The sequence below is a fragment of the Imhoffiella purpurea genome, from assembly GCF_000585215.1.
Taxonomy (GTDB): domain Bacteria; phylum Pseudomonadota; class Gammaproteobacteria; order Chromatiales; family Chromatiaceae; genus Imhoffiella; species Imhoffiella purpurea.
The window spans coordinates 1-14,812 of the sequence record NZ_AONC01000008.1 but is presented as its reverse complement, the minus strand read 5'-3'; the positions used below and the strand labels follow the sequence as shown (position 1 = coordinate 14,812).

13 protein-coding genes and 1 pseudogene are annotated in these 14,812 nt (G+C 65.0%); 4 read left to right on the top strand and 10 right to left on the bottom strand.

What is annotated here, in order from left to right; all coding sequences use genetic code 11:
- Together D779_RS21505 and D779_RS02900 are read left to right on the top strand one after the other, a co-directional pair.
- Positions 1 to 2,620 (top strand): glycoside hydrolase family 99-like domain-containing protein (locus D779_RS21505; protein WP_157726302.1); only part of this gene is annotated, 2,620 nt, incomplete at its 5' end.
- Positions 2,621 to 2,712: 92 nt separating this feature from the next.
- Entirely contained in the window at positions 2,713 to 4,044 is a 1,332-nt protein-coding gene (locus D779_RS02900) for a glycosyltransferase (protein WP_232424053.1), read from the top strand.
- Here the strand turns inward: D779_RS02900 and D779_RS02895 are convergent.
- Positions 4,008 to 5,291, bottom strand: coding sequence for a glycoside hydrolase family 99-like domain-containing protein (locus D779_RS02895; RefSeq protein ID WP_232424052.1), 1,284 nt, complete (start codon positions 5,289 to 5,291; stop codon positions 4,008 to 4,010). The genes D779_RS02900 and D779_RS02895 overlap by 37 nt on opposite strands.
- A 373-nt stretch (positions 5,292 to 5,664) precedes the next feature.
- On the opposite strand from D779_RS02895, the gene D779_RS02890 reads away from it, so the two are divergent.
- Both D779_RS02890 and D779_RS02885 read left to right on the top strand, forming a co-directional pair.
- Positions 5,665 to 6,519, top strand: coding sequence for an ABC transporter permease (locus tag D779_RS02890; protein ID WP_043749176.1), 855 nt, complete (start codon positions 5,665 to 5,667; stop codon positions 6,517 to 6,519).
- A gap of 10 nt (positions 6,520 to 6,529) precedes the next feature.
- Complete coding sequence (locus D779_RS02885) at positions 6,530 to 7,354, top strand: ABC transporter ATP-binding protein (protein WP_052347755.1); 825 nt, start codon at positions 6,530 to 6,532, stop codon at positions 7,352 to 7,354.
- 241 nt (positions 7,355 to 7,595) lie between these two features.
- Here D779_RS02885 and ubiB read toward each other — a convergent pair whose 3' ends face one another.
- From ubiB to D779_RS02840, 9 genes and pseudogenes are all read right to left on the bottom strand, one after another.
- Entirely contained in the window at positions 7,596 to 9,248 is a 1,653-nt protein-coding gene (gene ubiB, locus D779_RS02880; protein WP_043749172.1) for a ubiquinone biosynthesis regulatory protein kinase UbiB, read from the bottom strand.
- Positions 9,245 to 9,886, bottom strand: a complete 642-nt coding sequence (locus D779_RS02875) for a ubiquinone biosynthesis accessory factor UbiJ (protein ID WP_043749170.1) — start codon at positions 9,884 to 9,886, stop codon at positions 9,245 to 9,247. The genes ubiB and D779_RS02875 overlap by 4 nt, the downstream gene beginning before the upstream one ends.
- Positions 9,883 to 10,632 (bottom strand): bifunctional demethylmenaquinone methyltransferase/2-methoxy-6-polyprenyl-1,4-benzoquinol methylase UbiE, encoded by a 750-nt coding sequence (gene ubiE / locus D779_RS02870; RefSeq protein WP_043749164.1) that lies wholly within the window; start codon positions 10,630 to 10,632, stop codon positions 9,883 to 9,885. The genes D779_RS02875 and ubiE overlap by 4 nt, the downstream gene beginning before the upstream one ends.
- 77 nt (positions 10,633 to 10,709) lie before the next feature.
- Positions 10,710 to 11,075: a gamma-butyrobetaine hydroxylase-like domain-containing protein gene (locus tag D779_RS02865; RefSeq protein ID WP_043749162.1), complete on the bottom strand. Its 366-nt coding sequence runs from the start codon at positions 11,073 to 11,075 to the stop codon at positions 10,710 to 10,712.
- Positions 11,076 to 11,258: 183 nt separating this feature from the next.
- A complete protein-coding gene (hslU, locus tag D779_RS02860) occupies positions 11,259 to 12,590 on the bottom strand; it encodes an ATP-dependent protease ATPase subunit HslU (protein WP_043749159.1) in 1,332 nt (443 codons plus the stop codon).
- 257 nt (positions 12,591 to 12,847) lie between these two features.
- A complete protein-coding gene (hslV, locus tag D779_RS02855; protein WP_043749158.1) occupies positions 12,848 to 13,393 on the bottom strand; it encodes an ATP-dependent protease subunit HslV in 546 nt (181 codons plus the stop codon).
- A 140-nt stretch (positions 13,394 to 13,533) separates the two neighbouring features.
- Entirely contained in the window at positions 13,534 to 13,956 is a 423-nt protein-coding gene (locus D779_RS02850) for a putative toxin-antitoxin system toxin component, PIN family (RefSeq protein WP_043749155.1), read from the bottom strand.
- 3 nt (positions 13,957 to 13,959) lie between these two features.
- The gene (locus D779_RS02845) at positions 13,960 to 14,244 is read right to left on the bottom strand and encodes a ribbon-helix-helix domain-containing protein (protein WP_043749153.1); all 285 of its coding nucleotides are present in this window, start codon (positions 14,242 to 14,244) and stop codon (positions 13,960 to 13,962) included.
- A gap of 76 nt (positions 14,245 to 14,320) precedes the next feature.
- Positions 14,321 to 14,812: pseudogene (locus tag D779_RS02840) on the bottom strand (hypothetical protein); the annotation flags it as partial.

Genomic DNA, 14,812 nt, shown 5'->3' with positions numbered 1-14,812 from the left:
GAGGAGGCACGAGCCGAACCTGACCGCCTATTATCGGCTCGCCAGCGGCACGGGCTTCGGCGTCTCCGGTTCCCAGGCCGAGGTCGATCGCGGACTCGAGCGTTTCTTCGCCAAGTGGCGCACGCATTGGACCCCCGCCGAGTGGATGCGGGTGGTCGAGCGCGCGCGTTCGGCGGAGGGGATCGCGGTGATGCAGCGTCAGGTCCGTCTGGTCGAAGGCCAGAGGGATCAGCTCAGCGACCACAATCGGACCCTGCTGACTCGGATATCGGAATCCAATGGCCATTTGGAGCGGCTGCATACACGTAATCGAGTCTTGGAAGAACAGCTATCCGCCGTCGAGTCTCGAATCCGCGATGCTGAAAGCCGGGTGCGCGACGAGATGCAGGCCCATTTCGCCGAGCGTCAGCTCCATTACGAGAAACGGATCGGCGAGGTCTCGATCGAACGCGATCTCCTGCTTCGGAAGCTCGACGAGCTCCATGGCTCCACGTCCTGGCGTCTGACCATGCCGGTACGGCTGTTGCGCAGGGCGGTGGGGGCGGCATGGCGTCGGGCTGGCGCGGCCTATCGAGCGGGCTCGATCCAGGGGCGGGCACTCTATCGCGGATTGGTGCCGGCCGCCGTGCGTCGTCGTCTCACTCCCACCCTGATCCAGGTCCTGCCGGTGAGTCAGGCGGTCGACGTGGAGGCTCCTGTCGTCCTGCCGCTCATGAGCGAGGCACCCTTCAATGCGAAGCCCCTGTCCATTCCGCGCCTCTCTCGGGCTCGGCTGAGACCCTGCGCCGAGTCGCTGGCCCTGCCGACCTCCGAGTCCCCCGAGGTCTCGGTCGTGATGCCGGTGTTCAAGCAGCCCGCCTATACGCTGGAGTGTCTCGATTCGATCGCCCGGAATCCCCCGCTCGCTCCGTTCGAGGTCGTCCTGATCGACGACGGGTCGGACGAGGAAACTCGCGTCCTGCTGCGTGCCGTGCGCGGGATCCGTCTCATCGAGAACGAACGGAATCTCGGCTTTCTGCGCTCCTGCAACAAGGCGGCCATGGCCGCCCGCGGACGCTACCTGCTGTTCCTGAACAACGATACCCAGGTCCGGCCCGGCTGGCTGGACCGGCTGCTGGAACCCTTCGCCGATACCGGGGTCGGCATGACCGGATCCAAGCTGCTTTATCCGAGCGGCCATCTGCAGGAGGCAGGTGTCAGCATGAGGGCGGACGGAACGGCTCGGCTGGTGGGGCTGAACGGCGATCCGTCAGCCCCCGAATACAACCGTCCGCGCGAGGTCGATTATTGCTCGGGCGCCTCGTTCATGATCGATCGCGACCTCTTCGAGCGTGTCGGCGGTTTCGACGACCGCTATGCGCCGGCCTATTTCGAGGACGCCGACCTGGCCTTCCAGGTGCGTGCGCTCGGACACCGGATCCTCTATCAGCCGGCCTCCGAGGTGGTGCATCATCTGAGCGTCACCACGGGGGCCGCGGGCGACAAGCTGGCCCGGATCGAGGCCAACCGCGCCAAATTCGTCGACAAATGGCGCGATCAGCTGTCCGAACTCGACCAGGTGCGTCTCGTCGCCTTCTATCTGCCCCAGTTCCATCCCATTCCGGAGAATGACGAATGGTGGGGCAAGGGCTTCACCGAATGGACCAACGTCACCCGGGCACGTCCCAATTTCGAGGGGCATCATCAGCCGCACCTGCCCGCCGACCTGGGGTTCTACGATCTGCGCCTGGCCGAGACGCGCCGTCGTCAGGCCGAGCTGGCGCGCGAGCACGGTATCCACGGGTTCTGCTACTACTATTACTGGTTCAACGGACGGCGCCTGCTTCATCGCCCGCTCGACGAGGTGGTGGCGAGCGGCGAGCCGGACTTCCCCTTCTGCGTCTGCTGGGCGAACGAGAACTGGTCGCGGCGCTGGGACGGCCGCGAGCGGGATCTGCTCATGGAGCAGCACTATTCTCCCGAGGACGACGTCGCCTTCATCCGCGCCCTCTTCCCCGTCCTGTCCGATCCGCGCTATATCCGCATCGGCGGACGGCCGCTGCTTCTCGTCTACCGTGCCAGCCTGTTGCCCGACACGCGCGCGACCACGGACCGCTGGCGCGAGGAATGCGTCCGGGCCGGTCTGCCCGAGCCCTATCTGGCCTGCGTGAACAGCTTCCGCGAGAGCGAGGGCTCGCCGGCCGGATTCGAGGCGGCGGTCGAATTCCCGCCGCACGGCCATTCGGTCGAGACAGCCGCGCCGGGCGGCATGCTGAACCCGAATTTCAGCGGTCGCTTCTACGACTATGCGGCCACGGCGCGCGCCTTCGCCAAGCTGCGCTATCCGGATCACAAGGTCTTCCGGGGCGTCATGCCGTCCTGGGACAACACGGCGCGCCGTCAGGACGGGGGCGACATCTTCCTGGGGACCTCGCCAGAGATCTACGAGGCCTGGCTGACCCGGGCCATCGCCGAGACCCGCGACCTCAAGTTCGGCGACGAGCGTCTCGTCTTCGTCAACGCCTGGAACGAATGGGCCGAGGGCAATCATCTCGAACCCGACAGCCGGTTCGGCAGCGCCTATCTCGAAGCGACGCGGCGTGCGCTGGATGCCGTCGTCGCCCCCCGACCCATGGGCTGATTGGGTGGGTACGAATGCATTCGCACGAGCAACGATCGTGAATCCCTTGTCCGGCACCCCGAGGTAGAGACGTGACTGGATCCATTCCATCCTTGCTAAACCGCATCCGCAACGCGCGTCGCCGTCACGGCGGTCTGCGTCCGCTGGCCAGGGCGGTCTGGCGCTTCGCCCGCGAGCGCGGCGCGGGCGCGCTTCTGCGGCGGCTGGATGCCCGATCCGGACTCGAGGCGCCGTCGTCCGCCCAGGGGCCGGACCAGTCGGTTCCGCTCCCGGGCGGGAGGCCGCGGGATCCGGTCTGGCTGGCACAGCCGCCGGGCGTACTGCTCGTCGGTCATCCCTATCTCATCTCCGGGCGGGGGGAGGACGTGCGCATGGCCGCGAATGCCTTGGCGGCGACCGGCATTCCCTTCCACATCCGCAACACCTTCGACGCTGGCGAGGAGCATCGCCCTCGGCTCGCGCGCTTCGCCCATTTCGATCGTTTGAGCCGCTCGGCCAGTCATCGCGCCAACCTCTTCGTGCTCAATGCCGACGAGATGATCCCGGCCCGCAACCATTTGGGGCCGGAGCTCTGCGATTCCGGCTATCGCATCGGCTACTGGGCCTGGGAGCTGAGCCGGTTCCCGGATGCCTGGTCGCCCGCGCTCGATCTAGTGGACGAGATCTGGGCCCCCTCGCGTTTCATCCAGCAGGCGATCGCCGAGAAGACCCGGCGTCCGGTCGTGCGAATGCCGCTGGTGGTGGATCCGGAGCCGGGCGACCTGCCCAGATCCCATTTCGGCCTTCCCGACGACCGCTTCCTGTTCCTCTTCTTCTTCGACTTCAGCTCCTTCGTCGCGCGCAAGAATCCCTGGGCGGCGATCGAGGCGTTCGAGCGCGCCTTCCCCGGATCCGAGCGCGAGGGTGTCGGTCTGGTGATCAAGCTCAACGGCGGACAGCTGCGGCCCGACGACTATCGCGCCTTTCTGGAGCACGAGGCGATCCGGCGTCCCGGCGTCTGGGTCATCGACCAGATCCTGAGCGATCGCGAGATCCGGGGGTTGATGAACGGCTGCGACGCCTTCGTATCGCTGCACCGCTCGGAGGGCTTCGGGCGCGGTCCGGCGGAGGCCATGCATTACGGCAAGCCGGTCATCGTCACCGGCTATTCGGGCAATCTCGACTTCTGCAACGACCTCAACGCCTGCGTGGTCGATCACACCCTGGTCGCGGTGGGCGAGGGCGAATACCCTCATGGCGAGGGTCAGCTATGGGCCGAGGCCGATGTGGATCAGGCCAGCTGGTACATGCGGCGTCTGGTGTCGGAGCGGGCGTTCGCCGAACGGATCGCCGATGCCGGAGCACGCTCGATCCGGGAATTCAACGGCGCGGTCGCCGTCGGCCGGCGCTATGCCGCGCGGTTGGATGCGCTCGGGTTGATCTGAGCCGTCTGGCTGGTGCCGGTGCCTTCGAGCGCATCCCGGGTCGCCTGCAGATAGGCATAGCCGTAGCGCTGGTCCGGTTCCAGGTGCGCGCCCTCGGCCCATTCGTTCCAGGCGTTGACGAAGACCAGGCGTTCGCTCATGTCATCGAAGCGGTCCAGCGTGTCGCGGATGGCATTCTCCAGCCACTCGCGGTAACCGCTGGGGCTGGAACCGAGGAAGATGGCCCCGCATCCGGGGCGCCGCGCCTCGTTGTCCCAGGATGGGTTCACGCCCCGGAACAGCCGATAGCGGCAGGGCGCATAATGCCGGCTCTGTTCCGGATAGACGGTCCAGTCGTAGATCATCCCCTTGAAGTCGCGGTTGCGTCGCTCGATGCGCTTGGTGATGGCGACGGGGTGCGAGTTGTTGGGCGGGAACTCGATGGCCGCGTCGAAGCCGTAGCGCGCCGGATCGGCCGATTCGAAGGATTGGGTGTAGGCGAGATAGAGGTCGCCAACCCCATTGTTCTGGCACCAGTGCCGCCAGCGCCTGGCGGTCTCGACCGGGCTTGGCAGCAGCTCGGGGCGGTACACCAGCAGCAGAGGCCGGCCTCGGACGCGGATATATCTCGGGTCGCGAAGATAGCTGGCGGCCGATGCGATGAAGGCGATGTCGTCCTCGGGGCTGTGCTCCTGGGCGATCAGGATCTCGTTGGCGCGGCCGTCCCAGCGCCGGCTCCAGCTCTCGTTCGCCCAGCAGATGCAGAAGGGGAGATCGAGACCGCTGCGCAGATAGTCCTCGAGCGGGCGTTCCAGCAGCCGTCGCCCGTTGAACCAGTAGTGGTAGAAGGCGAAGCCCCCGATTCCGTAGAGCTTGGCCAGCGCGACCTGGCGCGCCATGACCTCGGGTACGCGCAGGTCGTAGAAGCCGAGCTCGCCTGGAAGATGCGGCTGATAGTGTCCCGGGAACTGGGGCCTGCCGCGGACCACGTTGGTCCATTCGGTGAAGCCCTTGCCCCACCAGGCGTCGTTCTCCGGGATGGGATGGAACTGGGGCAGATAGAAGGCGATCAGCCGGGCCGGCGGGTCGGCGAGCGGCTCGGCTTCCAGCAGCCGAACGGGCTGGGCCTCCTGCCGGCCGCAGGCCAGCCGCTCCTCGAGCCATTGGTCGGCGCAGCGCTGGGCGCGGTGATAGGCCTCGAGTCCCGGATGCGACCTGAAGAAGAAAGGGGCCGCATGGAAGAGCCGCTGCTGGATTCGCTGTCGCATCGGGATGTCGAGCGGCAAAAGGCGCCATAGTGGACGCAATAGGTCGACGATCATGTTTCCCTCAGTTGACTCTATTGGCCGTGTCCCCGTTCTTCGCCGCTCAGCGGCGAGCGTCTTTCAGCGTTCGATGCCTCGGCGCAAGGCGATGGTCGGTTGCCGAAGCAAGGCTAAGGTTCTCGAAAGATCGACATGCTATAGTGCGCAGCGTATCAGAAAACCGCTTGCCGGCCTCGATCCAAATCGGTTAAGGCGCTGCGCCGGATCTCCACGGAATCCGGCGGCGATCGAACGGCCTGACCGATCCACCCAGGGCTCCGCCACAGACGATACGAACGCAGATACGTGATCGCCGTCTCATCTCGGAAAGACTCAGATGTCAACCACCGCTAACCACGGAGGCGAGTCGCCTCTACTGCTTCAGTTTCGGCATGGTCTGCGCCGCGATCAGTTCGATAACGCCATTCGCGACATCCGCGGCGGATGGGCGCGCCGCGAGCTGTGGATGACCCTGGCCTTCCAGGATATCCGCCGACGTTACCGGCGCTCCAAGCTCGGCCCCTTCTGGATCACCATCTCCATGGGCATCATGGTGATGGCCCTGGGCCTGCTCTATGGTCAGATCTTCCGCCAGAACATCCATGACTATCTTCCCTTCCTGGCCGCGGGATTCGTCATCTGGGGGCTGGTCTCGACCATGATCACCGACGGTTGTCAGGCATTCATCGACTCGGACGGCATGATCCGGCAGCTCAATGCGCCGGTCTCCATCTATGCATACAAGTCCATCTGGTCGAACCTCATCATCTTCGCCCACAATATCTGGATCTTCTTCGGCGTCGCGCTCTGGTTCGGTGTCGATCTGAACTGGAACCTGCTATGGGTCGCGCCGGCGCTCGTCGTTCTGGTCGCCAACGGACTCTGGATATCGCTCTTCTTCGGTCTGCTCAGCGCGCGGTTCCGGGATGTGCCGCTCATCATCGGCAGCGTGGTGCAGGTGTTCTTCTTCATCACGCCGGTCATCTGGCGTCCCGAGATGCTGCCGGACCGCGCCTTGCTGCTCGACCTCAACCCCTTCTATCACATGGTCGAGATCGTTCGCGCGCCCATGCTGGGGCAGCCGGCCAATCTGGAGCACTGGCTCGCGGTGATCGCCATCGGCGTCGTCGGCTGGGCCGTCACGCTCTTCTTCTATTCGGCATACCGTTGGCGTATCGCCTACTGGGTCTGAGGAGCGTCACGTGGCATCGATTCAGCTCGAAAAGGTTTCTGTCTCCTTCCCGGTCTACAGCGCCTCCAACCGGTCGCTGAAGAACCGACTCATCCAGAGTGCGACCGGCGGCCAGATCCGTGCCGACACCGTCTCTCAGCGCATCTCGGTCGTGGAGGCGCTGCAGGACATCGATCTCGATCTGAGAAGTGGCGATCGGCTCGGATTGGTCGGACACAACGGCGCCGGCAAGACCACGCTGCTGCGCGTATTGGGCGGTATCTACGAGCCCAATTGCGGTCGTGTCAGCGTCGAGGGTTCGACCGTGCCACTGTTCGACATCGCGCTCGGCATGGATCAGGAGAGCACGGGGTACGAGAACATCGTCCTGCGCGGCCTCTTCCTCGGACTCACCCGCCGCCAGATCAAGGCGCGCATGGACGAGATCGCCGAGTTCACCGAGCTCGGCGATTTTCTCAACCTGCCGATCCGCACCTATTCGGCCGGCATGCAGATGCGTCTGGCCTTCGCCGTCTCGACCTCGGTGGTGCCCGACATTCTGCTGCTCGACGAGGGTATCGGCGCGGGCGATGCCGCATTCCTCGACAAGGCGCGCGCTCGGCTCAAACACTTCACCGAGCAGGTCTCGATCATCGTGCTCTCCTCCCATTCGAACGATCTGGTGCGCAACATGTGCAACAAGGCCGTTCTCATGGAGCACGGCCGTATCGCCCAGTACGGGCCGACCGAAGAGGTTCTGGATGCCTACGAGGCGAAGCACGGCACCTACAACAAGGACCGATCCAAGCTCGGGGGCGATGAGGCCATCGCGGGTGCCGGGATCGGGCGGTTGTAGATTCGAAGAAATCAAGCCACACGGCGCCAATCGGCCTGGACGAGATTGCGCGCGCGCCGGGTTGTCGCCCCTTTGCTCCTCGGTCGCGTCCTGCCGCACCGCGCCACGATCCAGCTTGAGCTCCATCACATAGATCTGGCCCGCCAGGCGTACCGTCAGGTCGACCCTTGTCGATGAAGAGCGGGATATAGTGGACCCCGAAAATCGGACGGGCGCCGAGCTGGCGCCAGACGTCCGAGGGTCAGGCGCTGCGCGCCGCCGAGACGAACAGCCAGGCCCCGGTCAGATAGCAGGCGGCCACCAGTGCTGCGCCGACCGTGTCCTGGATCCACTGCCCCGGGCCCAGCAGCAGGATCAGCGTGCCGCAGATGAAGACCGTGGCGCCGCCGACCAGACGGACCGATCCGGCCGCGGAGAGCGGCTGGGAGCCGTGCGTCTTCTGCGGCTTGGTGCGGCTGTACTCCGAGGTCCGCAGCTGCTTGTCGTAGGCCATGAGCATGCGATAGGCGATCAGGGGGATCTCGGGGGTCTGGTCGGCGACCGAGTAGATGTTGCGCTTGGTACGGTCGAACAGCCCCTTGAGACCGACCTGATCCTTCATCCAGCGCTCCATGTAGGGCTTGGCCGTGGTCCAGAGGTCCAGCTCGGGATAGAGCTGGCGCCCCAGTCCCTCGATGTTGAGCAATGTCTTCTCCAGCAGGACCAGCTGGGGTTGGATCTCCATGTTGAAGCGCCGCGCGGTTTGGAACAGCCTGACCAGGAAGTGACCGAACGAGATCTCGGCCAGGGGCTTCTCGAAGATGGGCTCGCTGACGGTGCGGATGGCCGACTCGAACTCGTCGATCCGGGTGCCGTGCGGGACCCAGCCCGACTCTACGTGCAGCTCGGCGACGCGGCGGTAGTCGCGCTCGAAGAAGGCGAGCAGGTTCTCGGCCAGGTAGCGCTGGTCCTCGGTCGTCAGGGTGCCGACGATGCCGAAGTCGATCGAAATGTAGCGCCCGGACGGCTCGACGAAGATGTTGCCGGGATGCATGTCGGCGTGGAAGAAGTTGTCGCGGAACACCTGGGTGAAGAAGATCTCCACCCCGCGCACCCCGAGCAGCTCCATGCTCACGCCCTGGGCCTTGAGCCGCTCCACGTCGCCCACCGGGGTGCCGTAGATGCGCTCCATCACCATGACGTTGGGCCGCGTCCAGTCCCAGTAGACCTCCGGGATGTAGAGCATCTCGCTGTTGATCCAGTTGCGGCGCAGTTGGGAGGCGTTGGCGGCCTCGCGCTGGAGGTCCAGCTCGTCGTAGATGGTCTTCTCGTACTCGCGCACCACCTCGATCGGACGCAGCCGCCGGCCGTCCTTCCAGTAGCGGTCGGCCAGGTAGGCGACGGTGTACATGAGGCCCAGGTCCTGGCGGATGATGCGCTCGATGCCGGGTCTCAGCACCTTGACGACCACCTCGGTGCCGTCCTTGAGCCGGCCGGTATGGACCTGGGCGATCGAGGCCGAGGCCAGCGGGATGGGATCGAAGTGGTCCAGCACCTCGTCGACCGAGCGGCCCCAGGCCTTCTCGATGAGTGCGCGGGCCTCGGCGCCGCCGAAGGGCGGGACCCGGTCCTGGAGCTTGGCGAGCTCGACCGCCAGTTCGTCCGGCAGCAGGTCGCGCCGGGTCGAGAGGATCTGGCCGAACTTGACGAAGATGGGGCCCAGATCCTCCAGGGCCATGCGCACCCGCGCCGGATAGGAAGGCAGGTCGCGCTTCACCCAGTGCCAGGGCAGGAAGAATTTGATCCAGCGCAGGGGCCGGAACAGATGGGTGGCGAGCACGACCTCGTCGAGACCGTGACGGAGCAGCACCCAATTGATGCGGAAGAGACGCAGTGCCTGACGCGGACCGATCATGGCTGGATGCCGGACTCCGATGCGCGTTGGACGAGGCGCTCGACGCGGGCGGCGAGCCGCTCTGTGTCGTCGCGCAGGGTGTCGACCTGAGACAGGAATGCTTCGACCTCGTAGCGGGTCGGGAGCAGGCGGCGCTCTTCCTGCAGATATTCGCGCAGGTTGGCGGTCATGGAGTCCGAGGTTCGCTGGCTCCAGCGCTCGGCGGCACGCACCCGGTTGCCGACCTGATGGGCGAAGGGGTCGCCGATGACGCGGGCCAGCTGTTCCTCCCAGTCGATCTGGAGACCGGCGAGCGCGGCGCTGAAGTCCTGCGCCAGGGTCGTGTCGCCGGTGATCTCGACCTCGCCCTTGACCAGTTGGGTCTCCTTGCGCTCGTCCATGCCCATGCGGGCGAGACCGAGCAGCGAGCCGCGGATCAGACAGTCGGGCTCGGACTCGTAGGTGCCGAAGATCTGCAGGCGTTGGGCGCTGGGGATGATAGTGATCCGGGTGCCGAAGCCCTCGAGCTCGATCCCGATGATGCGTCCGGTGAGGGCGGCGAAGGCGGCCGAGCCCTCGGGATCCAGGGCGATATAGCGATTGATCGTCTGCTCGACGACCGCCAGCACGGCGTCCGGGATCTGAATGCCTTCGCTCACAGCTTGTATCCTCGGTGGATGGCGACGATACCGCCGGTGTGGTTGAAGTATTCGCAACGCTCGAATCCGGAGGTCTCCATCATGGAGCGCAGGGTCTCCTGGTCCGGGTGCATGCGGATGGATTCGGCCAGATAGCGATAGCTGGACGAGTCGTTGACGATGAGCTTGCCGAGCGTCGGCAGCACCGAGAAGGAATAGAGATCGTAGGCCTTGCTCAGCGGCTTGGTGAGCGGATGGGAGAATTCGACGATCAGCGCCTTGCCGCCCGGACGCAGCACCCGGAACATCTCGTCCAGCGCGGCCTGCTTGTCGGTGACGTTGCGCAGACCGAAGCTGATGGTGACGCAGTCGAAGCGGTCGTCACCGAAGGGGATCTTCTCGGCGTTGATGAGGCTGTATTGGACGTTGCCGACCCGGCCGCGGTCGAGCATGCGTTCGCGGCCCTCGCCGAGCATGGCGGCATTGATGTCGGACATGACCACCAGACCGTCCGGGCCGACGATCCCGGCGAAACGATCGGCGAGGTCGCCGGTTCCGGAGGCGAGATCCAGCACCTGCTGTCCGCGCCGAACCCCGGCCAGCTCGATGGCGTGACGCTTCCAGAGACGATGGATGCCGAGCGACATCAGATCGTTCATGAGGTCGTAGCGGGACGCGACCGAGTCGAAGACCTGGCGCACGCGCGCGGCCTTTTCGCCGACCGGTACCTGTTGGTAGCCGAAATGGGTGGTTTTCTGGTCTGACATGCTCTGGGCCCGATAGGAAATGGGTACGGGGCGCCGCTGGGCGCCCCGTGGGATGGCGGCTAGTTTACATCAAAGCGTCAGGACGGCCGCGACTTGCGCTGGTAGCCCGCCTGTTCCAGGTCGTCCAGATAGGACTTCCACAGGGTCTCCTGCTGGGAGCAGAGCCGGTCCAGGTACTCCCAGGAATAGATCCCGGTGTTGTGCTCGTCGTCGAAATGCAGACAGATGGCGTAGTTGCCGACGGGCTCGATGCGGTCGATGCCGACGTCCTCCTTGCCGACCTGCAGGACCTCCTGTCCTGGGCCGTGGCCCTGGACCTCGGCCGAGGGCGAATAGACGCGCAGATATTCGCAGGGCAGCGAGTAGCGGCTGCCGTCTTCATAGGCGATCTCCAGCACGTGCGACTGGCGGTGCAGATTCAGTTCGGTGGGTACTCGGGTCATGGTTGTGAGGCTCGGATAGATGTTCGTTATCGTGAAACGGCCGTTTCGTAGGTTGGGCCGAGGGACGAGGCCCAACGAGACGTCCCCTGTCGGGCTTCCACTTCGTCGGCCCAACCTACAGCCCTTTTCATCTATTAGGGCGGCCGTCCGCCATGTACATTAGGTTCGCCGATGTCGGTCGCACTAGAGGATGTAGCGCGACAGATCCTCGTCCGCCGCAAGTCCGGCCATGTTCTGGTCGACATACTGGGCGTTGATGGTCACGGTCACCCGGTCCAACTCTGATGCGTTGTAGGACACGTCCTCCAGCAGACGTTCCATCACCGTGTGCAGGCGCCGGGCGCCGATGTTCTCGGTGCGCTCGTTGACCTGCCAGGCGATCTCGGCGATGCGGCGGATGCCGTCCTCGGTGAATTCCAGGTTCACGCCCTCGGTGCCCAGCAGCTCGCGGTACTGATCGGTCAGGGAGGCGTCCGGCTCGGTCAGGATGCGTACGAAGTCCTCGGTGCTCAGCGCCTTCAGCTCGACGCGGATCGGCAGACGGCCCTGGAGCTCGGGGATGAGGTCGGACGGCTTGGACAGATGGAAGGCGCCCGAGGCGATGAAGAGAATGTGATCGGTGCGGACCGACCCGTGCTTGGTCGAGACCGTGCTGCCCTCGACCAGCGGGAGCAGGTCGCGCTGCACGCCCTCGCGCGAGACGTCGGCGCCCGCCATGCCCTCGCCGCGCTTGGCGACCTTGTCCAGCTCGTCGATGAAGACGATGCCGTTCTGCTCGACGTTCTCGACCGCGCGCAGCTTGAGCTCCTCGTCGTTGACTCGCTTGGCGGCCTCCTCGTCCTTGAGCAGCTGACGCGCGTCGAGGATGCGCAGCTTGCGCTTCTTGGTGCGGCCCTGGCCCAGGTTCTGGAACAGTCCCTGGAGCTGGTTGGACATCTCCTCCATGCCGGGCGGGGACATGATCTCGACCCCGAGCGGGCTGGCCGAGACCTGGATCTCGATCTCGCGCTCGTCGAAGGCGCCCGAGCGCAGCTTGTCGCGCAGCTTCTCGCGCGTGGCCTTGCCGGCGGTGGAGCGGCTCTCCTCCTCGAAACCGCCGGGCGGCGGCAGCAGGGCGTCGAGGATGCGCTCCTCGGCGGCGGCCTCGGCCTGATCGGCCAGCTTGGCCATCTCCTGCTCGCGCGCCATCTTGATGCCGATGTCGGCCAGGTCGCGGACGATGGACTCGACGTCCCGCCCGACGTAGCCCACCTCGGTGAACTTGGTCGCCTCGACCTTGATGAAGGGCGCGTTGGCCAGCTTGGCCAGGCGGCGCGCGATCTCGGTCTTGCCGACGCCGGTCGGGCCGATCATGAGGATGTTCTTGGGCGTGATCTCGGAGCGCATCGGTTCCTGGATCTGGGAGCGGCGCCAGCGGTTGCGCAACGCGATCGCCACCGCGCGCTTGGCCTCGTCCTGACCGACGATGTGTTTGTCGAGCTCGGCGACGATGCGTTGGGGGGTGATTTCAGACATGGTGACTGTCCGTCGAATGGGCCGCCCTGGGAGGACGGCGGGGAAACCTTCTTAGTGGAGTGGCTGCCAACCTGGGTTGCCGTGAAACAGCCGGTTCGTAGGTTGGGCCGAGGTACGAGGCCCAAAAAGACGTTGCATGTTGGGCCTCCTGTCGTCGGCCCAATCTACCGCCCGTTTCATCTTTCGGGGTGGCGCCGTCCGCTATGCTCGTTAGCTGCGGTTGGCGGGCCGTTGATGCAAGTCGGCCGGCGGGTCTGTCAGGACTCGGCATCCAGCTCTTCGATCACCAGATTGTGATTGGTGTAGATACAGATGTCGGCGGCGATGTGCAAACCCTTCTCGACGATCTCGCGCGGACCCAGGTCGGTGTTCTCGAACAGGGCGCGGGCGGCGGAGAGGGCGAAGGAGCCGCCCGAACCGATCGCCATGATGTCCTGCTCGGGTTCGACCACGTCGCCCGTGCCCGAGAGCATGAGCGATGCCTTGGCGTCGGCGATGCACAGCAGGGCCTCCAGCCGGCGCAGGGCGCGATCGGTGCGCCATTCCTTGGCCATCTCGACGGCCGCGCGGGTCAGGTGGCCCTGGTGTTTCTCCAGCTTGCCCTCGAAGCGCTCGAACAGGGTGAAGGCATCGGCGGTCGCGCCCGCGAATCCGGCCAGCACCTGTCCCTTGTAGAGACGGCGCACCTTGCGGGCGTTGCCCTTCATCACCGTCGAGCCAAGAGAGACCTGACCGTCGCCGCCGATCACGACCTTGCCGTTGCGTCGGACCGAAAGGATCGTCGTGCCGCGAAAGTTTTCCATGATCAGATGTCTTCAGCGATTGGAAAACGTCATATTATCCCGTCTTTGCTCGATTGAGTTCTACTCCGTCGGATTCGTGTCCTATTGGCCCGGGCGAGCGCGTATAAACGCTATATCTGACATGATGTTGCGGCACCCTGTTAGGCTGACAATACTCGTGTGAAGGCCAGAAACTCGCGGAGGGAGACGATCTTGGTGCCTTCATAGCGGTTCAGCGCGAGTAGATCCTGTTTATCACCGGTCACGAGATAGTCGGCCGAGGCCGTGACCGCCATCGCCAGCAGATAGTTATCGTAAGGGTCGGGGGAGACATCGATCGGTGGCAATGTATCGATGCAGTACGCCATTTCCCGAATCTGGTTGATCAAACGGCCGGCGATCGCCGGTGCGAGGCGCTCCCGGATCTTGGGGTAGCGCGTGACGCGCGCGAGTTCATCGATCTGGGTCTCTGAACTTACCAAGGTGAAGGCGCCCAAGCGCCAAGCGACTATGAGCTTGGCCGCCGTCGACGTTTCGACGAGCAAGGCGCTGATGAGGATGTTGGTATCGAGCACCACGCGCATGGGTCAGTGGTCCAGAGTACGTGACTCGGACAGGGCTTGGCGCAGTTCGCTTTTGACCGCCTCTGATGCTTCATCGACCAGGGCCTGCATCATCTCGACAGGAAGGTCGGCAAACTGTGCCCGCGCCTCGTTGATGGTCTGATCGAGGATGCGCCACTTGACCGCTTCTTCGACGAACAGCGAGAGATCGCCTTTCTTAAGACCACGCTGAGCGAGGAAGCTGCGCAGTGCCACGTCCGTCTCTTTCGAGACGGTCAGGGTCCAGCGAGTCTTAGTCGGGTCGGGCATGTCGCACCTCGTAAGAATGGATAGCAGAATCAATGACTTGCATTTTAGGCGCTTAAAATCATAGATGCCTAAGTGTTTAAGGGCAAACAGAGGTTGTCACATGATGCATGATCGAGGGCGTCACCATAGGCAACGGAAAGGCACGGATAGGAGGGTGGCGTCGGCCGGCATGGGTCAGCTCGTCGTAGACGGATGAGGCGACCTCGACGCGGCAGCCGATGTCGATGGCACCACAGCCGGTGCGGACCCCCAGCGCCCCGACCGTCTCGCGCAGCCAGTGGGCGCCCTCGCGGCCCGGGCAGGCGAGGAGGAAGCGGGCATGGACCCGTCCCCCGGAGGTCTCGACGAGAAAGCCGCCGTCCTCGGCCAGGGCCAGATCCGTCACCTCGGTCTCGAGCTGGAAGCGACCGCCCTTGCGGCACACGCTCTCGGCCATGTCAGCCGTGACCCGATGGGCGAAGTCCGTCCCCATGTGCCGCTGCCGTATGGGCACCAGGCTGATGTCCCAGTCCCCCTTGGGCGTGCGGCGCCGGACCCAGGAGACCCGCTCCATCCACCAGCGCACGGC